This is a genomic window from Aeromicrobium sp. SORGH_AS_0981, from assembly GCF_031453195.1.
In the GTDB taxonomy this organism is placed as follows: domain Bacteria; phylum Actinomycetota; class Actinomycetes; order Propionibacteriales; family Nocardioidaceae; genus Aeromicrobium.
The window spans coordinates 1,052,807-1,072,169 of record NZ_JAVIZD010000001.1; the positions used below are offsets into that span (position 1 = coordinate 1,052,807).

Below are 19,363 nucleotides of genomic sequence, written 5' to 3' on the forward strand. Positions count from 1 at the left end.
AGCGGTCAACGCTTCTTCAGGACCAGCTGTGCGACGTAGATGATCGCCAGGATGACGAGGATGATCAGGAGGATGCGCATGGTGGGCCCCTTCGCCGGACGCGCGGGTCGCGTCGGTGCCTGAACGGTAGGTCCACCGGACCCCGGCCGCACCCCGAGCAGGTGTCCTCGCGACCCGATAGCGTCGTGGTGTCCGCACGTCAGCACCAGGAGGACCGCATGCCGCAGACCGTCAAGGCCGTCGTCGCCCGCAGCAAGGGCGCGCCCGTCACCGTCGAGGACATCGTCGTCCCCGACCCGGGTCCCGGCGAGGCGGTGGTCGCGGTCCAGGCCTGCGGCGTCTGCCACACCGACCTGCACTACCGCGAGGGCGGCATCAACGACGAGTTCCCGTTCCTGCTCGGCCACGAGGCCGCCGGCGTCGTCGAGTCGGTCGGCGAGGGGGTCACCGAGGTGGCGCCGGGCGACTTCGTCGTCCTGAACTGGCGCGCCGTGTGCGGCGACTGTCGCGCGTGCCGACGCGGACGCCCGCAGTACTGCTTCGCCACGTTCAACGCCGAGCAGAAGATGACGCTCGTCGACGGCACGGAGCTCTCCCCCGCGCTCGGCATCGGCGCCTTCGCCGAGAAGACCCTGGTCGCCGCCGGGCAGTGCACCAAGGTCGACCCCGAGGCCGACCCGGCTGCCGTCGGCCTGCTCGGCTGCGGCGTGATGGCCGGCATCGGTGCCGCCATCAACACCGGCGGCGTGGGTCGCGGCGACTCGGTCGCGGTCATCGGCTGCGGCGGCGTCGGCATCGCCGCGGTGGCCGGCGCCCGACTCGCCGGCGCGGCCAAGATCATCGCCGTCGACCTCGACCCGCGCAAGCTCGAGCAGGCGAAGGCGCTCGGCGCGACGCACGTCGTCGACGCGTCGAAGGACGACGTGGTCGAGACCATCCAGGGGCTCACCGACACCTTCGGCGCCGACGTCGTCATCGAGGCCGTCGGGCGCCCCGAGACGTGGGAGCAGGCGTTCTACGCCCGCGACCTCGCCGGCACCGTCGTCCTGGTCGGCGTGCCCACCCCCGACATGAAGATCCCCGAGGTGCCGCTCATCGACGTCTTCGGACGCGGGGGCTCGCTCAAGTCGAGCTGGTACGGCGACTGCCTGCCGAGCCGCGACTTCCCGATGCTGGTCGACCTCTACCGCCAGGGTCGGCTCGACCTCGACGCCTTCGTCACCGAGCGCATCGGGATCGACGACGTCGAGGCGGCGTTCGACAAGATGCACCACGGCGACGTCCTCCGCTCGGTGGTGATGATCTGATGTCCCCGGCAGCACAGGTGCAGAAGGTCGTCACGTCGGGCCAGTTCGAGCTCGACGGCGGCAGCTGGGACGTCGACAACAACGTCTGGCTGGTCGGCGACGACAGCGAGGTCGTCGTCGTCGACGCCCCGCACGACGCCGACGCCATCGCCGCGGCGGTCGACGGGCGCTCCGTCCTGGCCATCGTGCTCACGCACGGGCACAACGACCACCTCAACGCCTCGGTGCGGCTGCGCGAGCTCACCGGCGCACCCATCTGGTTCCCGCCCGCGGACACGATGCTCTGGGAGGCCGAGCACGGCCAGGAGGCCAAGCCCGACCACGACCTCGTCGACGGCACCACCTTCTCGGTCGCCGGCAGCACGCTGCGCGCCATCGCGACGCCGGGCCACTCGCCCGGCAGCACGTGCCTCTACGCCGAGGACCTCGGCGTCCTGTTCAGCGGCGACACCCTGTTCCAGGGAGGCCCGGGCGCGACCGGGCGGAGCTACTCCAGCTTCGAGACCATCGTCGACTCCATCCGCGACCACCTGCTGACGCTGCCCGCGGAGACCGTCGTGCACACCGGTCACGGCGACGACACGCGCATCGGCGACGAGGCGCCGCACCTGCAGGAGTGGATCGACCGGGGCCACTAGACCCTCCCTGCTCGGCGCTCAGTGGTCGGTGCTGCGCGCTCCCGGCCAGCCGCGCAGGGCGACGTCGACGGCGTCGAGCACCCGGTGCCAGCTGACGTCGGCCGACGGATCGCTGTGGTCGAAGGCGCCCGAGGCCTGCAAGGTGACGAAGCCGTGCACGGCCGCGCCGACGAGCCGCGTCGCGTGCACGATCTCCCCTTCCGGCACCGGGTAGCCGCGGAGCACGGCGGCGAGCAGGTCGCCGTGTCGGCGGCCCGCGGTGACGGAGCGCGCGCTGGCGTCGGTCCCGCGTCGACTCGCGGCGTACCGGCCGGGGTGCTGTGACGCGTACAGCCGGTACGCGTCGGCGAGCGCGACGAGGGCATCGCGACCGGAACGGCCGGCGAGGGCCTCGGTCCCGCGATCGGCCAGCTCCTCCAGGGCCAGGGTGGTCACCCCGTCGAGCAACGCCTGGGCCCCGGCGACGTGGGCGTAGAGGCTGGGTGTCCGCACGCCGACCGACCGGGCGACGGCGGAGGGGGTCACCGCGTCGAGGCCTTCGCGATCGGCGAGGTCGGCGGCCGCCGTCAGGACGGCGGTGGTGGAGAGTCCGGCTCGGGGCACGTCACGACCCTACCAGCGCGCCTGGCTATGTTAGGTTGATGCCTAACAGCATTAGGCACAGTGACGAGGTGAGGAGGGACCATGCAGCCGCTCGACCCGCGCCAGGTGCGCGCCAGCATCGTCAACAGCACCAAGAGCCGGATCGCGACGATGACGCTCCCGGCGCCGTGGCCGCCGGAGCGTCTCGACGAGCGTGACTACCTCGGCTGGATCGACCCGAAGGCACCGCTGCGGGCCTACGTCGTGCTCGGCGAGGAGATCGTCGACGAGCCCGTCGGCGTGGAGCTGAGGTTGGCCGACTCGATCGGTCCGGCCCGCACCACGCTCTGCGACTGGTGCCGCACCGACGACGGCACGTCGACCGCACGGCTGGTGGTGGCGCGCCGTGCCGGGCCGCGCGGACGCGCCGGCGACACGGTCGGCCAGTACGTCTGCGGCGACCTCGCCTGCTGGACGCGGGTGCGCCGACCTCTCAAGGCGCACGAGAAGTCGGTCACCGGCGCGCCCGACCTGCGCGTCGACGACCTGCGTCTGCGGGTGCTGGAGTTCGTCGACCGGGTGCGGGCGGACTGAGCTCAGCCGCGACGCAGGAGCACGATGCCGACGACGGCCGCCACGGCGGCGCCGGCGAGGATCGCGATACGGCCCTTGTCGGCCTCGGCGACGGCCTCCTGGGCGCGTCCCTTCACGTCGAGCTTGTCGCCGAGCGCGTCGACGGTCTCGGCGAGGTGCTCGCGGGTCGCGTCGATCTCGGCCTCGAGGCGGGCGCGGTCGCTCATGGGTGATCTCCCTTCGCGGCGGCCACGTCGGCCTGCACGCTCTCGACCCGGGCGGCGGGCGCCTGGGTCACCTTCGTGACGTTCCGCTTGCCCAGGAGGGCGGCCACACCGGCGACCGCGAACAGCACGACGGCCACGACCAGGGCGGCGAGCCACGGATCGGTGACGTTCGCCAGGCCGAGGACCGCGGCGCTGATCAGCACGCCCAGCCCGTACAGGGCGATGACGCCCGCGGCGCCGAAGAGCCCCGCGCCGACGCCGACGCGCTTGCCCGCCTGGGCGAGGTCGTCCTTGGCGAGCTGCATCTCCGCGCGGATGAGCGTCGAGATGTCCTCGGTGGCCTGCGCGATGAGCCGTCCGGTCGACTCGTCGGACGGGGAGGTCACAGGCGCCTCGTCCGCGGCTCGGCCAGGTCGGCGGCGGTCGCCGGGTTGTTGGCGGGCCGCTCCGACGTGACCTCGGTGTCAGCCTCCGCGAGGGCGGCGTCGACGTCGTAGGAGGCGTCGGCCGGGTCGGTCGAGACGCGAGCGTCGTCCGAGCCGTGGCCCTTGACGACGTCGGCGACCTTGGAGCCCGCGGCGCTCGCGGCCGACGAGGCCGCGTCGGCGGCGGCCGAGCCGGCTGCGCTGGCGGCACTCTTGGCGGCGTCGGCCGCGTGGTCGACACCGCTCTGGACGGTCGGTGAGTTCCAGACCTTCTGGGTCTGGGTGCGGATCTGGTCGTAGCGCTCGCGACCGGCGCGCGTGCCGAGCACGTAGCCGGCGACGCCGGCAGCCGCGATGAACAGCTTGTTCACGTCAGGTTCCCCTTCGCAGACGACTCCCCCATGGTGGAACACATAGAGGTCCACAGCATCCCGGGACTGGCCGCGTCCCGCAACCGCAGGGAGGCATCACGGGGTCGGCGGGCGCTCCGGCGGTGTCATGGCCCATCGGATCGAGCGCGTGACGACCTCGCCCCCGATGCGTACGGCGCTCGCCTCGGCGACGGGCAGGTACGGCAGACGCAACGGCCAGCGCGTCCAGCGCGGCATGAGCCCGACCGCCGCCGCCGCGAGCACGCCGTACGGCACGCGGACGGCGAGCGGCACGGGCGGGTGCACCAGCAGGTAGCGGGCCGTGCGCCGTGCCGCCGCCGTGCTCGCGAGCTCCGGACGGAACGCGGCGAGTGCCGCGTCGAGCTCCGCGACCGTCGTGGGCACGTCGCTCGCCCCGAGCTCGCGGGCCACCACGGCCGCCTCGGCCACGTACGCGTCGCGTCCGGCGTCGTCGAGCGGACGCCGGCCGTACCGGTCGTGCGCCCGCAGGAAGCTGTCGATCTCGGCGACGTGCACCCAGCGCAGCAGGTGCGGGTCCGACGCGCGGTAGGGCCGGCCGTCCGGCGCCACCCCGGTGATCGTCTCGTGCACGGCACGCACACCCCGGATGGCGCGCGTCGCGTCGGCGTCGGTCCCGAACGTGGTCACGGCGAGGAACCCGCTCGTGCGCTGCAGCCGACCCCACGGATCGCCGCGGAAGCCCGAGTTCTGGTCGACCGCGGCCATCGCCAGCGGGTGCAGCGACTGCAGCAGCAGCGCCCGGATGCCACCGACGAACATCGACGCGTCGCCGTGCACCGTCGCGATCGCCGAGTCGGGCCCGAAGCGCCGTGGCCCCGGCGCGAACATGATCCGCTCACGCCGCTGCGGTCCCTCGTCACCCGCGACCCGGGCAAAGATCATCCGCCCCAGCCGGTCCCGCACGTCGAGGTCCATGCCCTCCAGTCTCGCCGAGCTGACGAACTTCGCACGGGAATCTGCGGTCCGCCCGGAAAGCTCTCCGGGCGGACCGCAGAAAACCGTGCGCGGCGCGAGATTCCCAGGTCGACCTGGGAATCTTCCTGCACGTCAGCCAGGCACGGGAATCTTCGATAGGCCCGGAAAGCTTTCCGGGCAAACCGCGGGAAACCGTGCCTGGTGGGAGATTCCCAGGTCGACCTGGGAATCTTCCTCGACGTCAGGGCATCGGGGTGGGGCGCCGGCGACGCTGCTCGGCCGGGTCGGGGACCGGGACGGCGGCGATGAGGCGCTGCGTGTAGGCCTCCTGCGGGCGGCGCAGGACGTCCTCGCGCGACCCCTGCTCCACCAGCCGACCGTGCTGCAGCACCGCCACCCGGTTCGCGAGCGAGTCGACGACGGCCAGGTCGTGGCTGATGAACAGGCACGCGAACCCGACCCGTTGCTGCAGCTCGGCGAACAGCTCGAGCACCGTCGCCTGCACCGACACGTCGAGCGCTGACGTCGGCTCGTCCGCGATGAGCAGGTCCGGGTCGAGCGCGATCGCGCGCGCCAGGCTGATCCGCTGACGCTGACCACCGGACAGCTCGTGACCGAACCGCGCCGCGTACGACGGCCGGCAGCTGCACCGACTCCAGCAACGACGCCACCTTCGCGTCCACCTGCGCCGCCGTCAGGTCCGTCTGCACCCGCAGCGGCTCGGCGATGCAGTCGCCGATGCTCATCCGCGGGTTCAACGACGACGCCGGGTCCTGGAACACGAACCCGAACCGCGAGCGCAGCGGCCGCAGTCGGGCGTCCGACAGCCCCGACACGACCGTCCCCGACACCGAGACCGTGCCGCTCGTCGGCTGCTGCAGCCCGACCGCCGTGCGACCGATCGTCGACTTGCCCGACCCCGACTCCCCGACCAGGCCGAGCACCTCGCCGCGCCGCACCTGCAGCGACACGTGGTCGACCGCCGTGAACGCCGGCTGGCCGAGCCGTCCGGCGAACTCGACGACGAGGTCGTCGACGTCGAGCACCACCTCGTTCGACGGGTCGACCGGCTCCGGGCCGTCCTCGCGGCCGAGGTGTGGCACCGCGTCGAGCAGGGCCCGCGTGTACGGGTGCCGCGGCTCGGCGAACAGCCGGTCCACCGGCGCCGTCTCCACCAGACGGCCGCGGTACATGACCACCACGCGGTCGGCCACGTCGGCCACGACGCCCATGTTGTGGGTGATCAGCACGATCGCCGTCCCCAGCCGGTCGCGCAGGCTCAGCAGCAGGTCGAGGATCTGCGCCTGCACCGTCACGTCGAGCGCCGTCGTCGGCTCGTCGGCCACGATCACGTCCGGGTCGCACGCGATCGCCATCGCGATCACCACCCGCTGCTTCTGCCCGCCCGACAGCTGGTGGGGGTAGTAATCGACCCGCTGCTCCGGGTCGGGCAGCCCGACCAGCTCCAGCAGCTCCACCGCCCGCGCCCGCGCCTCCTTCGCGCTCACCGACCGGTGCGCGCGGATGCCCTGCACGATCTGCCAGCCGACCGTGCGCACCGGGTCGAGAGCCGTCGACGGCTCCTGGAAGACCATCGACACCTCGTCGCCACGGACCGACCGCAGCTCCCGCTGGCTCCGGCCCACGAGCTCACGTTCTGTGCTGCTTCGCCGCCCGTCGCCCGGCACCCCCGCCGGGCCGGTCCGCCGCCCGTCGCCCGGCACCCCCGCCGGGCCGGTCCGCCGCCCGTCGCCCGGCACCCCCGCCGGGCCGGTCTGCCGCCCGTCGCCCGGACCGTCGCCCGAGCGCAGCACCGCCGACCCCTCGACCGACGCGGTCGAGGGCAGCAGCCCGAGGACGGCGCGAGCCGTCACCGACTTGCCCGAGCCCGACTCGCCCACCACGGCCATCACCTCGCCGGGTGCCACGTCGAACGACAGGTCGCGCACGGCGCGCACCCGCCCCGCGTCGGTGCTGAACGAGACCGACAGGTCCGACAACGACAGCACCGCCGCACGGCGCACGTCCGTCGGCACGTCCTCGGCGACGGTAGCGGCCGCGTCGTCGTCGAGCTGGATCTCGCTCTCGGAGCCGTCGCCCGCACGGGTGCGCAGCAACGGGTTCAGCACGTCGTTGAGGCTCTCGCCCACCAGCGTCACGCCCAGCACGACCAGCACGATCGCCAGGCCCGGGAAGACGCCCGTCCACCAGATCCCGTTGGTCGCGTCCGGCAGCGCCTTGTTCAGGTCGTAGCCCCACTCGGCCGCCGCCGACGGCTCGATGCCGAAGCCCAGGAAGCCCAGGCCCGCCAGCGTCAGGATCGCCTCCGACGCGTTGAGCGTGCCGATGATCGGCAGGTTCTGGGCCACGTTGCTGAACACGTGCCGGAACATGATGCGCGGGGTCCGCACCCCCACGACGCGCGCCGCGTCGACGTACGGCTCGGTCTTCACCGACAACGTCGCGTTGCGGATGACCCGGAAGTACTGCGGCACGAAGATCACGGTGATCGACAACGCCGCCGACATGATGCCGCCGAAGGCCCCGCTCGACCCTCCCGACAGCACGATCGAGACGACGATCGCCAGCAGCAGCGACGGGAACGCGTACAGCGCGTCCATGACCAGCACCAGCACGCGGTCCAGCGCACCGCCGACGTAGCCCGACACGAGCCCGAGCGGCACGCCCACGACGCTGGAGAGCACGACGGCCAGCGCGATGACGATCATCGCGGTCCGCGTGCCGTACACGACCCGCGAGAACACGTCGGTGCCGCCGACGGTCGTGCCGAACCAGTGCGCCGCGGACGGCGGCTGCTGCGCACCGAACACGACCCCGTCGCTCGTGCGGTCGGCGTCGAAGCCGTACGGCGCGATCCACGGGGCCAGGACGGCCACGACGACGAACAGCAGCACCAGGCCGAAGCCCAGCAGCAGCATGAACCGCTGCAGCCCGTGGCTCTGCCGCACGACACCGGGCACCAGGCGCTGCACCCCTGCGCGCGCCATCAGAACCGCACCCTCGGGTCGACGAGCGCGACGATGACGTCGATCACGAAGCTCGCCACGCACACCACGAGCGCGATCACCGTGACGATCCCCTGCACCGCCAGGAAGTCGCGCGCCTTCAGGTACTCCGCGAGCGCGTAGCCGATGCCCTTCCACTCGAAGGTCGTCTCCGTCAGCACCGCGCCGGCCAGCAGCATCGCGACCTGCATGCCCATCACCGTCACCACGGGCACGAGGGCGTTGCGGAACGCCACCTTGCGGATCACGCGACCCTCGGCCATGCCACGGGCCCGCGCCGACGTCACGTACTCGGCGCGCATCGTCTGCAGCAGGTTGATGCGCACGAGGCGCAGGAACACGCCACCGGTCAGCAGGCCCAGCGCGAGCGCGGGCAGCAGCGCGTACTGCAGCACCTCCAGCACGTACCGCGGGTCGCCCCACAAGATGGCGTCGACCAGGAGGATGTTGGTGCGCGGGTGGACCTGCTCGAGCGTCAGCAGCGTCGACGTCGAGGCCCGCCCCGACGACGGCCAGCCGAAGGGCGTGAACGCCAGCTTCAGCAGCAGGCCGACGAAGAACACCGGCGCGGCGTACGCGACGATCGCGAACAGCCGCAGCGCCACGTCGGGCAGCCGGTCGCGGTAGCGCGCGGCCAGCCGGCCGAGCGGCACGCCGACGGCGAACGCGACGACGAGCGCGTAGAACGACAGCTCCAGGGTCGCCGCGCCGTTGACGCGCAGCACCTCCGAGATCGGCTGGTTGTCGGTCAGGGACCGACCGAAGTCACCGTGCAGCAGACCCGACAGGTACTCCCAGTACTGCACCAGGAGCGGCCGGTCGAGCCCGGCCTCGGCCTTGCGCTCGGCGATCTGCTCAGGCGTCAGGCGCCCGCCCTGCGCGGCCGTGATCGGGTCGCCGATCACCCGCAGCAGCACGAACACGAGGGTGACGAGCACCCAGATCATCGGGACGACGAGCGCCAGCCGGACGAGCAGGTAGCGCGCCAGTGGCGGCAGGCCGCGGCGCGAGCCCGACGGCGCGGCCGGGACGGGGGTGGGCGGCTCGCCGGCAGCGAGCACCTCGGCGGAGGACATACGGCTCCTCAGGAGTGGAGGGAGGTCGGACGGGTGGGCACGCGAGAGGGGGTGGGTCCGCCGGACCCACCCCCTCCTCCTGCGTCAGCCCTTCGACAGGGACGCGAAGCGGAACTTGAACGACGCGTCGAGCGTGTCGTCCACGCCCTCGACGTCGTCGCCGGAGACCGCCACCTGCGAGCCGGTCAGCAGCGGCAGGATCGGCACCTGCTGCGCCACCCGCTCCTGCACCTCGCCGAGCGTCTTCGCCCGCGCCGTGGCGTCGGACTCGGTGCGCTCGGTGTCGAGCAGCTTCGTCGTCGTCGTGTCCTCGTAGTGCGACTGGAGGAAGTTGTTCGGCGCGAAGAACGGCGTCAGGTAGTTGTCCGGGTCCGGGAAGTCCGGGAACCAGCCGAGCTGGTACATCGGGTAGGCGTCCTTGACCCGCTCCTCGGAGTACGTCGTCCACTCCGTCGACTGCAGGTCCACCGTGAACAGCTTCGTCGCCTCGAGCTGACGCTTGACCATCGCGTACTCCTGGTCGGAGTTCGAGCCGTAGTGGTCGGGGTTGTACTGCAGGTTCAGCTCGACCGGCGTGGCCACGCCGGCCTCGTCGAGGAACGCCTTCGCCTTGTCGACGTCGGGCTTCTCGCCGTAGAGCTCCTTGAACGGCTCGGTGGCCGCCGTCTGGCCCTCCGGCACCGCCGAGTAGGCCGGCGTGTAGGTGCCCTTGTAGACCTGCTCGGACAGCTCGTCGCGGTCGATCGAGCTCGCGACCGCCTGGCGGACCGCCGTCTTCTGGGCGTCGTCGTCGCCGGGCATGGTCTTGAGGTTGAAGACGATGTAGCGCAGCTCGCCGCCGTCGCCCTTGTGGACGGTGACGCCGTCGGCCTTCTCCAGGCTGGCGATGTCGGTGGGCGTCAGCGAGCGCCACGCGACATCGATCTTGCCGTTCTGCACGTCGAGCTTCAGGTTGTTGGCGTCGGCGTAGTAGGTCAGCGTCACGGCGTCGTTCTTCGGCGTGCCGAACGCACCGTCGTAGTCCTTGTTGCGCGTGAACTCGGCCAGCTCGTTCTTCTTGTAGCTGCCGATCGTGTACGGACCGGAGAAGCCCTGCGCCTTCACGGCCGCGGCGTCGTCGAGCACCTTGTCGGCCGGGTAGGTCTCCTCGTCGACGATCGGTCCCGCCGACGTCGCGAGCACCTGCGGGAACGTGACGTCGTTCGGCGCAGCGAGGGTGAAGACGACCGTCGAGTCGTCGCGCGCCTCGACCTTCTTCATGGCGCCGAGCAGCGAGGCCGGGCCGTTGGGGTCGTTGATGTCGACGATCCGCTGGAAGGAGAAGGCGACGTCGGACGCGGTGAGCTCGTTGCCGTTCGCGAACGTCAGGCCGTCCTTCACGGTGCAGACGTACTCCGTGGGCTTCTCGAAGTCGCAGGACTCCGCGGCGTCGGGCGTCAGGTCCGTGCTTCCCGCGGGGAAGTTCATCAGGTACTGGTAGGCCTGCGTCTGGACCTGCGTGGAGCCGTTGTCGTACGAGCCGGCCGGGTCGATCGAGACGACCTTGTCGGTGGTGCCGACGAGGATGCCGGCGTCCGTGTCGCCGGTGTTCCCGGCGCCGCACGCCGCGAGCGCCAGGCCGGCGAGAGTCGTGGCAGCCACGGCGGCCGCCCCCCGATGGATGTGCATGCGCTGCCTTCCTGAGCAGGTGTGACCGGGCCGTCAAGGTCCCGGGCGTCGTGTGCTGGCACGCTAGTCGCGTCCGACGGTGACGAGAAGCCCTCCACAGGTTGCGTTTCGGTGACGACCGCGGCGTCCGGCGTCATGGTCGGCGTCGTCGTGACTCGTGTCTCTCGTGCCCATCCGGTTCTCGTCAACTCGCCCCACGAAGCCGGTCCCGCCCCTATCCTCGCTCCGGAGGGAGTCGTCCATGCGTGAGTCAGGAGTCGGGGCCGAGCGTCAGAGCCACCTGCTCGACGCGGTGGTCGGGCTGTCCCAGGACCTGTCCTTCGACAACGTGCTGCAGCGCATCGTCGACTCCGCGAGCGAGCTGGTCGGCGCCACCTACGGCTTCCTCGGCGTGCTCGACTCGCCGTCGTCGCACCGCATGGGCACCTTCGCCGTGCACGGCCTCGACCAGGAGCACCAGGACCTCATCGGCCGCCTGCCGGAGGGCAAGGGGCTGCTGGGCCTCGTGATCGACCACCCCGAGCCCCTGCGGCTCGAGCACCTCGGCGACCACCCCGAGAGCATCGGCTTCCCGCGCCTCCACCCGGCGATGACGTCGTTCCTCGGCGTGCCCATCCGGGTGCACGACACGGTCTTCGGCAACCTCTACCTCACCGACAAGATCGGCGGCGGCGGCTTCACCGCGGAGGACCAGGAGGTCGCGGTCACCATCGCGGCGGCCGCCGGCGTCGTCATCGAGAACGTGCGCCTCTACGAGGAGAGCGAGCGGCAGCGTCGCTGGCTGAGGGCCACCACGGAGGTGGCCAACGCGCTCCTGCGGCCCATCTCGCGCCAGGCGACCAGCCAGCTCATCGTCGACCGCATCTGCGAGGTGTCCGAGGCCGGCGCCGCCGCTCTCGTCGTGCCGAGCGAGGAGCACCTGTTCGTCGTGGCCGCCTCCACCGGCATCGAGCCCGACCCGAGCGGGCACCACGTCGACATCCCGTTCCTGCGCGAGGTCGTCCGAACGCACGCCCCGGTCGTGCTCGACGACGTCCTCGACGACACCCGCATCGACGACGAGACGCTGGCGGCGTTCCCGGGACTGCAGGCCGTTCAGGCGCACCCGCTGCACTTCGACGACGGCACCGCCGTGATCGTCATGGGCTGGTTCGCCGGGCAGCCGCCGTCGTCGTGGAGCCTGGACCCCGAGCTGCCGTACGGCTTCACCCAGCAGGCGGCGCTCGTCATGCAGGTCGTCCGGGCGCGCGAGTCGCAGGCGAAGCTCGCCATCCTCGAGGACCGCGAGCGGATCGGTCGCGACCTGCACGACCTCGTCATCCAGCGGCTGTTCGCGATCGGTCTGTCCCTCGACAGCATCTCCTCCTCGGTGACGCCGCAGGTCGGCGAGCGGCTGTCCGACGCCGTCGACGGTCTCGACCAGACCATCAAGGAGATCCGGCGCACGATCTTCGACCTCAGCTCGCCGTCCGTGCCCGCCAACCTGCGTCTCGAGATCGACGCGATCGTCGGCGAGGCGGAGCGGATGCTCGGCTACCGCCCGGTCGTCGACACGCACGGCCCCGTCGAGAGCGTCGTGCCCGACATCGTCGCCGAGCAGCTCACGGCCGTGCTGAAGGAGATGCTGTCGAACATCGTGCGGCACTCCCACGCCGGCGAGGTGACCATCGACCTCGACGTCACCGACGGCATCGTGCTCACCGTCACCGACGACGGGCTGGGCCTCGACCCCGAGCAGCCCTTCGGCAACGGCCTGCGCAACATGCGCCACCGGGCGCAGAACCTCGGAGGCACCTGCGAGTTCTCCGAGCCCTCGCACGGCGGCCTGCAGATACGCTGGAGCGTCCCCCAGGAGATGTCGTGACGTCCGCGACGGAAGGTAGTGAACCTGTCATGTCCGAGCCGATCCGGATCTTCCTGCTCGACGACCACGAGATCGTGCGCCGCGGCATCCGCGACCTCCTGGAGGCGCAGGAGGGCCTGGTGGTCGTGGGCGAGGCCGGCACGGCGGCCGACGCGCTCACGTCGATCCCCCGCCTGCTCCCCGACGTCGCCGTCCTCGACGCGCGCCTGCCCGACGGGTCGGGCATCGAGGTCTGCCGCGACGTGCGAGCCGCCCACCCCGAGGTCAACGTCATCATCCTGACCTCCTTCGACGACGACGAGGCCCTGTTCTCGGCGATCATGGCCGGTGCCGCCGGCTACGCGCTCAAGCAGATCCGCGGCAACGACCTCGTCCAGGCCGTGCGCCAGGTCGCGGCCGGCGGCTCGCTGCTCGACCCGGCGGTCACGGCGCAGGTGCTCGACCGCATCCGCAACGCGCCCGCGCCGAAGGACCCGCTCGCCGAGCTGACCCCGCAGGAGCGCAAGATCCTCTCGCTCATCGGCCAGGGCATGACCAACCGCCAGATCGCCGCCGAGATGTACCTCGCCGAGAAGACGGTCAAGAACTACGTCTCCCAGCTGCTCTCCAAGCTCGGCCTGCAGCGCCGTACGCAGGCCGCCGTGCTCGCCGAGAAGCACGGGCTCGCCGGCGACGCCTGACCCCCACCCCCGTCCCCGGGATCCGTCCCTCGTCGTGCGGGTCGACGACGGCCCGTCGCCCGGGAACCGGCGTCAACCCAACAGAACGCGGGGAGGGGACGGCCGACTACCCTGGTACCCATGGACCACAACCAGTCGCTCGCCTCGTTCGACCCCGACGTCGCGCGTCTCCTCGACGCCGAGCTCGCCCGGCAGCAGACGACGCTCGAGATGATCGCGTCGGAGAACTTCGCGCCGGTCGCCGCGCTCGAGGCGCAGGGCAGCGTCCTCACCAACAAGTACGCCGAGGGCTACCCGGGCAAGCGCTACTACGGCGGCTGCGAGGTCGTCGACGAGGTCGAGCAGATCGCGATCGACCGGTTGAAGCAGCTGTTCGACGCCGAGTACGCGAACGTCCAGCCGCACTCGGGCGCCAGCGCCAACGCCGCCGTCCTGCACGCGATCGCGCGCAAGGACGACACCATCATGGGTCTGGACCTCGCCAACGGCGGGCACCTGACGCACGGCATGAAGATCAACTTCTCCGGGCGCCTCTACAACGTGGTCCCCTACCACGTCGACGACTCCGGCCTGGTCGACATGGAGGAGGTGCGCACGCTCGCCCGTGAGCACAGCCCCAAGGTCATCATCGCCGGCTGGTCCGCCTACCCGCGCCAGCTCGACTTCGCCGCCTTCCGTGCGATCGCCGACGAGGTCGGCGCGTACCTGTGGGTCGACATGGCGCACTTCGCCGGTCTGGTGGCTGCCGGCCTGCACCCGTCGCCGCTGCCGCACGCGCACGTCGTGTCCAGCACCACGCACAAGACGCTCGGCGGTCCCCGCGGCGGCGTGATCCTGTCCAACGACCCCGAGATGGTCAAGAAGCTGCAGTCCGCGGTCTTCCCGGGCCAGCAGGGCGGTCCGCTCGAGCACGTCATCGCCGCCAAGGCCGTCGCGTTCAAGATGGCGCTCGAGCCGGAGTTCAAGGACCGTCAGCAGCGCACCATCGAGGGCGCGCAGATCCTCGCCGAGCGCCTGCTCGCCGACGACGCCCGCAAGGCCGGCATCCAGGTGCTGTCCGGCGGCACCGACGTGCACCTCGTCCTCGTCGACCTGCGCGACAGCGAGCTCGACGGCCAGCAGGCCGAGGACCGCCTCCACGAGGTCGGCATCACGGTCAACCGCAACGCGGTGCCGAACGACCCGCGTCCGCCGATGGTCACGTCGGGCCTGCGCATCGGCACGCCTGCGCTCGCCACCCGCGGCTTCGGCGCCGAGGAGTTCCGCGAGGTCGCCGACGTCATCGCCGAGGCGCTCACGCCCGGCGACCTCGACGTCGAGGGCCCTGCGCAAGCGCACCACCGCCCTCGCCGAGCGGTTCCCGCTGTACCCGCACCTCACGCCGTTCACCGCCTGACCGTGCCCGAGCCCGCTGCAGCCACCAGCCCGCCGTCGACGGCGCGGCTGTGGCTGCGGCTCACGCCGCTGCACCTGTTCGCGGTCGTCGCCGTCGTGCTGTGCGTGGCCGGCGGGTTCTGGCAGCTCGGCGCGTACGAGTCGCGCCAGGGCGACGCCGTGCGCGAGTCGGCGGCCGCCGCGCCGGCGCCGATCGAGCAGGTCTGGGGCCTCGGACGTCCGTTCGCGGCCGACCTGCAGGACCGGCGGGTCACGGTGCAGGGACGGTTCGCCCCCGCCGACCAGCAGGTGTGGGTCCGCGGCGAGATCAGCGGCGGACGCACCTGGCTCGTGGCGCCGTTCCTGGTCGACGGTTCCGACGGCGCGCTCCTCGTCGTGCGCGGCTCGAGCGACGCCCCCGGCGAGCTGCCGCCGGTGCCGCCCGGTGACGTGAGTCTCGGCGTGGTGCTGCAGCCGAGCCAGGGCGGCGGCCTGCCGCTCGACGCCGACCGCGTGACGACCTCGATCACGACGCCGTCGCTGGTCAACGAGCTGCCCTACCGGCTGTGGTCGGGCTACGGACTCGTGCAGGAATGGACCGCGTTCGCCGGATCGGGCGACCCGACGCCCGGCTTCGGCGCGCCCGTGGACCCGCCCGACCCCGACGTGTCGTGGACGGTCGGGCTCAAGAACCTCGCCTACGCGCTCCAGTGGTGGGTCTTCGCGGTGTTCGCCGTCGCACTGTGGTGGCGGATGTGTCGCGACCAGGTCGAGGAGGCACGGGAGCGACACACGACGGCGCGTCAGGCCGACGACCACCCCGTCGATAGCCTGACCCCGTGAGTCGCATCGCTGTCGCCTACCGGGTGCTCGCCTGGGTCGTGGGCGTGAACCTGCTCGTCGTGTTCGCCGGATTCTTCGGCAAGATCTTCACCGACGAGGGCTCCTGGTGGAACCGTCACCAGGACGTCTTCCTCGTCATCGACCAGGTGCACGGCTTCCTGTTCATGGCGCTGCTCGTGCTGATCGCGATCCTCGCCAGCCGGCACCGCTGGTCGCCGACGTTCACGATCACGACGATGCTGCTCGCCACGATCCCGTTCGTCAGCTTCTGGGCCGAGCGCCGCACCACGCGGGTGCTGCGCGCCGAGCACGACGGCCTCGGCGCGCCCCGCTGAACCTCAGCGGCCGGTGAAGCTGGCGCGGCCGGGGCCGTCCTGCAGGAACGACTCCATGCCGTGCTGCAGGTCGTCGGTCGCGAACAGCGCCGACGCGATCTGCGTCGTCACCTCGTTCGCGCCGGGCACGCCGCCGGTCTCGTAGGCGCGCAGGATCCGCTTGGCCGCGCCGAACGCCTGCGTCGGACCCACCGCGACCTGGCGCACGACGTCGAGCACCGCGTCGTCGAACCCGTCGACCGGGAGCACCCGGTTGACCACGTTCCAGCGCTCGAAGGTCGCGGCGTCGAACAGCTCACCCGTCAGCACGACCTCCTTGGCCCGACCGACGCCCGCGCGCTGCGCGAGTCGCTGCGTGCCGCCCATCGTCGGGGTCAGGCCGATGACCCGCTCCACCAGGCCGAACTTCGCCTTCTCGCTGGCGAGCACGACGTCGCAGGCGAGCGCGACCTCCAGCGCCCAGGTGAGCGTCAGCGCGTGGGCGGCGAAGAAGGTCGGGACGTCGAGCGCCGCGATGCGGTCGGGCAGCTCGATCATCCGGTCGTAGAGGTCCTTGGTGTCCTCCTGCGTCTTCCGGGCGTGGAACTGGGCGACGTCGACACCGCCGGAGACCAGCGTGCCCTCGGCGCGGACGAGGAGCGCTCGGGGCAGGTCGGCCTCGACCGCGTCGAGCGCGGTGTCGAACGCGTCGTGCAGCTCGAGGGAGTACAGGTTCACCGGGGGCGCGCTGAACGTCACGACGGCGACGTCGTCGACGCGCGTGACGTCGACGCGGGGCGCGCTCACCGGCCCGCCTCGGCCGGGTCGTAGACGCCACCGCGGTCGGCGGTGAGGTTCCGCGCGACGACGATGCCGACGACGACGGCGAGCAGGGCCAGGACCAGACGGACGGGGTGCTCTCGCATGGGCCCACGCTAGCGGGCGGCAGGCCGTCTCGCGTCGCGGTGCGTCGACCGGCCCCAGTTGTCGGGTCGTGGGAAGATGTCAAGGTCCCGTCCCGCACGATCCCCCGAAGGACTGACGTGTCTTCCCCGCTGAGCGCCACCCTGCACACCAACCACGGCGACGTCGTGGTGCGGCTCTTCCCCGACCACGCCCCCAAGACGGTCGAGAACTTCGTCGGCCTCGCCGAGGGCACGAAGGAGTGGCTCGACCCCGCCACCGGCCAGGTCGCCACCCGTCCGTTCTTCGACGGCATCACGTTCCACCGCATCATCAGCAACTTCATGATCCAGGGCGGCGACCCGCTCGGCACCGGCACCGGTGGCCCCGGCTACACCTTCGAGGACGAGTTCCACCCCGACCTGCGCTTCGACAAGCCCTACCTGCTGGCGATGGCCAACGCCGGGCCGGGCACGAACGGCTCGCAGTTCTTCATCACGGTCGTCCCCACGGACTGGCTGAACCGCAAGCACACCATCTTCGGCGAGGTCGCCGACGAGGCCGGCCAGAAGGTGATCGACGCGATCGCCGCGGTGCCGACGGACGGCTTCGACCGTCCCGTCGAGCCCGTGGTGATCGAGAAGGTCACCATCGACCGCGGCTGACATGACCGGAACGGCGCCGGGGTCGCGCCCCGACGGTGCGCCCCGGTGCTACCGCCACCCGGACCGCGAGGCGCTCATCACCTGCCAGCGGTGCGAGCGGCCCATCTGCACGCAGGACATGAACGACGCGTCCGTCGGCTTCCAGTGCCCGGAGTGCGTCCAGCGCGGTGCGAGGTCGGTGCGGCTGCCGCGCACGGTCGCCGGCGGCGCGCTGCAGACGCGTGAGGGCGCCGTCTCGCTGTTGATCATCGGGATCAACGTCGTCGTCTACGTCGTGCAGCTGCTCACCGGTGACCTGCGCAGCCCGCTGTACCAGCAGGGTGCGATGTACCCGGTCGGCGTGGCCGACGGGCAGTGGTGGAGGTTGCTGACGTCGGCGTTCCTGCACCTCGGGACTCTGCACATCCTCTTCAACATGTACGCGCTCTACCTGTTCGGCCCGCTCGTCGAGCGGAAGCTCGGCACGGTGCGCTTCATCGCGGCGTACGTGACCACCGCCGTCGTCTCCGGCGTCTTCGTGCTGTGGCTGTCGGCGCCGCTGAGCGGCACGGCGGGCGCGTCGGGCGCGGTGTTCGGCCTGTTCGGCATGGCGCTGCTGTTCATGCTCCGGGCGCGCGAGGACGTGCGTGGCCTGCTCGCACTGCTGGCCGTGAACGTGGCCATCGGCTTCCTCGGCCCGATCAGCTGGCAGGGCCACCTGGGCGGGTTCGTGGCCGGCGTGCTCCTCGGCGCGGTGTTCGCCTACGGTCCGCGGACCCGTCGCACGCTCGTGCAGGTGGCGGCCTTCGCCCTCCTGTGGGCGGTCGTGGTGCTCGCGGTCGTGGTGCGCTCCCAGCAGCTGCTGGGCTGAGTGCGCTGAATCACATCTCTGTCGTTCTCCCCAGCGTTGCCCACAGCTGTGAACAACACGCGTGTAACTCGCTCACAGGCATGTCCACACCTGTGAACAACACCGGTGTAACTCGTGCACAGCACCGTCCACACCTGTGCACACGCGTCGCGCGACGGGCCGCCTCGTGGACGACAGGTTTCGGATACCGTTAGTATCTGAGCATGTCGATCTTCGTCCCGGGCACGCGCGTGCTCGTCACCGGCGCGGCCTCCGGGCTGGGCCTCGCCCTCGTCACCCAGCTGGCCGAGCAGGGGTGCCGCGTGCTCGCCACCGACGTCCACGCCGAGGTCCCCGAGGTGCTGCAGGCGCTCTCGGCCGCCCACCCCGAGGTGTCCTACCGGACGCTCGACGTCACGTCTGACGTCGACTGGAGCACCGTGCGCGACCACGTCGTCGAGACGTGGGACGGGCTCGACGTGCTCTTCAACAACGCGGGCGTCGCGGCGGGTGGTCGGATCGAGCTGTCGGAGATGGACCAGTGGCAGTGGATCGTCGACATCAACCTGCTCGGCGTCGTGCGCGGCTGCCGGACCTTCGTCCCCCTCCTGAAGCAGCAGGGCGCTGGCACGATCGTGAACACCGCGTCGGCGGCCGGGCTGATCCACCCGCCGCGGATGAGCGAGTACAACTCGGTCAAGGCCGGCGTCGTGGCCCTCAGCGAGACCCTGTTCCACGAGCTCAAGCCCTCCGGCATCCAGGTCAGCGTCGTCTGCCCCACCTTCTTCAAGACCAACCTGACCGCCTCGCTGCGCGGCAAGGACGAGTCGGCGCAGAAGTCGGCGGCCAAGCTCATCGACGGCTCCAAGCGCACCGCGGCCGACATCGCCGCCATCGTCATCGCCGAGGTCGAGAAGGGCCGGCACATCGTCCTGACCGACCGCGAGGGCAAGCTGGCCTACGCCGCCAAGCGGTTCCTGCGGCCGCTGTACTACCGCGAGATGGCGAAGGCGGCCGTGCGCATGGGGCGGAGGGACTGAC

At 71.5% G+C, this 19,363-nt stretch carries 20 protein-coding genes and 2 pseudogenes; 11 read left to right on the forward strand and 11 right to left on the reverse strand.

The window, feature by feature from the left end; genetic code table 11:
• Positions 1-218: 218 nt before the first annotated feature.
• Positions 219-1,307, forward strand: coding sequence for an S-(hydroxymethyl)mycothiol dehydrogenase (locus tag QE370_RS05420; protein WP_309633698.1), 1,089 nt, complete (start codon positions 219-221; stop codon positions 1,305-1,307).
• Positions 1,307-1,945 carry an MBL fold metallo-hydrolase gene (locus tag QE370_RS05425; RefSeq protein ID WP_253022283.1) on the forward strand — a complete coding sequence of 213 codons (639 nt, stop codon included), beginning with the start codon at positions 1,307-1,309 and terminating at the stop codon, positions 1,943-1,945. Before QE370_RS05420 ends, QE370_RS05425 begins: the two co-directional genes overlap by 1 nt.
• A gap of 18 nt (positions 1,946-1,963) precedes the next feature.
• Here the strand turns inward: QE370_RS05425 and QE370_RS05430 are convergent, their stop codons facing one another.
• Positions 1,964-2,548 carry a TetR/AcrR family transcriptional regulator gene (locus QE370_RS05430; RefSeq protein ID WP_253022281.1) on the reverse strand — a complete coding sequence of 195 codons (585 nt, stop codon included), beginning with the start codon at positions 2,546-2,548 and terminating at the stop codon, positions 1,964-1,966.
• 81 nt (positions 2,549-2,629) lie between these two features.
• Here QE370_RS05430 and QE370_RS05435 point away from each other — a divergent pair, with 81 nt between their 5' ends.
• Entirely contained in the window at positions 2,630-3,121 is a 492-nt protein-coding gene (locus tag QE370_RS05435) for an FBP domain-containing protein (protein WP_253022279.1), read from the forward strand.
• A gap of 2 nt (positions 3,122-3,123) precedes the next feature.
• On the opposite strand, the gene QE370_RS05440 is transcribed toward QE370_RS05435, so the two are convergent.
• The 8 genes and pseudogenes from QE370_RS05440 to QE370_RS05475 all read right to left on the reverse strand — a co-directional run bounded on the left by QE370_RS05440 (position 3,124) and on the right by QE370_RS05475 (position 10,850).
• Positions 3,124-3,327 carry a DUF3618 domain-containing protein gene (locus QE370_RS05440; protein WP_253022277.1) on the reverse strand — a complete coding sequence of 68 codons (204 nt, stop codon included), beginning with the start codon at positions 3,325-3,327 and terminating at the stop codon, positions 3,124-3,126.
• Positions 3,324-3,713, reverse strand: a complete 390-nt coding sequence (locus tag QE370_RS05445) for a phage holin family protein (RefSeq protein WP_253022275.1) — start codon at positions 3,711-3,713, stop codon at positions 3,324-3,326. Before QE370_RS05445 ends, QE370_RS05440 begins: the two co-directional genes overlap by 4 nt.
• Complete coding sequence (locus QE370_RS05450; RefSeq protein WP_309633699.1) at positions 3,710-4,123, reverse strand: hypothetical protein; 414 nt, start codon at positions 4,121-4,123, stop codon at positions 3,710-3,712. The genes QE370_RS05445 and QE370_RS05450 overlap by 4 nt, the downstream gene beginning before the upstream one ends.
• 96 nt (positions 4,124-4,219) lie before the next feature.
• Positions 4,220-5,080 (reverse strand): oxygenase MpaB family protein, encoded by an 861-nt coding sequence (locus QE370_RS05455; protein WP_309633700.1) that lies wholly within the window; start codon positions 5,078-5,080, stop codon positions 4,220-4,222.
• A 241-nt stretch (positions 5,081-5,321) separates the two neighbouring features.
• Positions 5,322-5,687 (reverse strand): ABC transporter ATP-binding protein, encoded by a 366-nt coding sequence (locus QE370_RS05460; protein ID WP_309635239.1) that lies wholly within the window; start codon positions 5,685-5,687, stop codon positions 5,322-5,324.
• An 85-nt stretch (positions 5,688-5,772) separates the two neighbouring features.
• Positions 5,773-8,088: pseudogene (locus tag QE370_RS05465) on the reverse strand (ATP-binding cassette domain-containing protein); the annotation flags it as partial.
• Positions 8,088-9,182 (reverse strand): ABC transporter permease, encoded by a 1,095-nt coding sequence (locus tag QE370_RS05470; RefSeq protein ID WP_309633701.1) that lies wholly within the window; start codon positions 9,180-9,182, stop codon positions 8,088-8,090. The pseudogene QE370_RS05465 and the gene QE370_RS05470, both read right to left, overlap by 1 nt.
• Positions 9,183-9,266: 84 nt before the next feature.
• On the reverse strand, positions 9,267-10,850 hold the full coding sequence (locus QE370_RS05475; RefSeq protein WP_309633702.1) for an ABC transporter substrate-binding protein: 1,584 nt from the start codon (positions 10,848-10,850) through the stop codon (positions 9,267-9,269).
• Between the two features lie 241 nt (positions 10,851-11,091).
• Between QE370_RS05475 and QE370_RS05480 the strand changes: the two genes are divergently transcribed.
• From QE370_RS05480 to QE370_RS05495, 5 genes and pseudogenes are all read left to right on the forward strand, one after another.
• On the forward strand, positions 11,092-12,714 hold the full coding sequence (locus QE370_RS05480) for a GAF domain-containing protein (protein WP_309633703.1): 1,623 nt from the start codon (positions 11,092-11,094) through the stop codon (positions 12,712-12,714).
• A 29-nt stretch (positions 12,715-12,743) separates the two neighbouring features.
• Positions 12,744-13,394 carry a response regulator transcription factor gene (locus tag QE370_RS05485; protein WP_309633704.1) on the forward strand — a complete coding sequence of 217 codons (651 nt, stop codon included), beginning with the start codon at positions 12,744-12,746 and terminating at the stop codon, positions 13,392-13,394.
• A gap of 120 nt (positions 13,395-13,514) precedes the next feature.
• Positions 13,515-14,790: pseudogene (gene glyA / locus QE370_RS18160) on the forward strand (serine hydroxymethyltransferase).
• Positions 14,791-14,885: 95 nt separating this feature from the next.
• Positions 14,886-15,611 carry an SURF1 family protein gene (locus QE370_RS18165; RefSeq protein WP_396127831.1) on the forward strand — a complete coding sequence of 242 codons (726 nt, stop codon included), beginning with the start codon at positions 14,886-14,888 and terminating at the stop codon, positions 15,609-15,611.
• Entirely contained in the window at positions 15,608-15,946 is a 339-nt protein-coding gene (locus QE370_RS05495) for a DUF3817 domain-containing protein (RefSeq protein WP_309633706.1), read from the forward strand. Before QE370_RS18165 ends, QE370_RS05495 begins: the two co-directional genes overlap by 4 nt.
• A 3-nt stretch (positions 15,947-15,949) precedes the next feature.
• On the opposite strand, the gene QE370_RS05500 is transcribed toward QE370_RS05495, so the two are convergent.
• Positions 15,950-16,732, reverse strand: coding sequence for an enoyl-CoA hydratase/isomerase family protein (locus QE370_RS05500; RefSeq protein WP_309633707.1), 783 nt, complete (start codon positions 16,730-16,732; stop codon positions 15,950-15,952).
• Positions 16,729-16,851 carry a hypothetical protein gene (locus tag QE370_RS05505; protein WP_256474899.1) on the reverse strand — a complete coding sequence of 41 codons (123 nt, stop codon included), beginning with the start codon at positions 16,849-16,851 and terminating at the stop codon, positions 16,729-16,731. The genes QE370_RS05500 and QE370_RS05505 overlap by 4 nt, the downstream gene beginning before the upstream one ends.
• Before the next feature lie 117 nt (positions 16,852-16,968).
• Here QE370_RS05505 and QE370_RS05510 point away from each other — a divergent pair, with 117 nt between their 5' ends.
• The 3 genes from QE370_RS05510 (at position 16,969) to QE370_RS05520 (ending at position 19,362) form a co-directional block, all read left to right on the forward strand.
• Positions 16,969-17,493, forward strand: a complete 525-nt coding sequence (locus QE370_RS05510; protein WP_067853058.1) for a peptidylprolyl isomerase — start codon at positions 16,969-16,971, stop codon at positions 17,491-17,493.
• A 1-nt stretch (position 17,494) separates the two neighbouring features.
• Positions 17,495-18,343: a rhomboid family intramembrane serine protease gene (locus tag QE370_RS05515; protein WP_309633708.1), complete on the forward strand. Its 849-nt coding sequence runs from the start codon at positions 17,495-17,497 to the stop codon at positions 18,341-18,343.
• A 203-nt stretch (positions 18,344-18,546) separates the two neighbouring features.
• On the forward strand, positions 18,547-19,362 hold the full coding sequence (locus QE370_RS05520; RefSeq protein WP_309633709.1) for an SDR family oxidoreductase: 816 nt from the start codon (positions 18,547-18,549) through the stop codon (positions 19,360-19,362).
• Position 19,363: the final 1 nt, after the last annotated feature.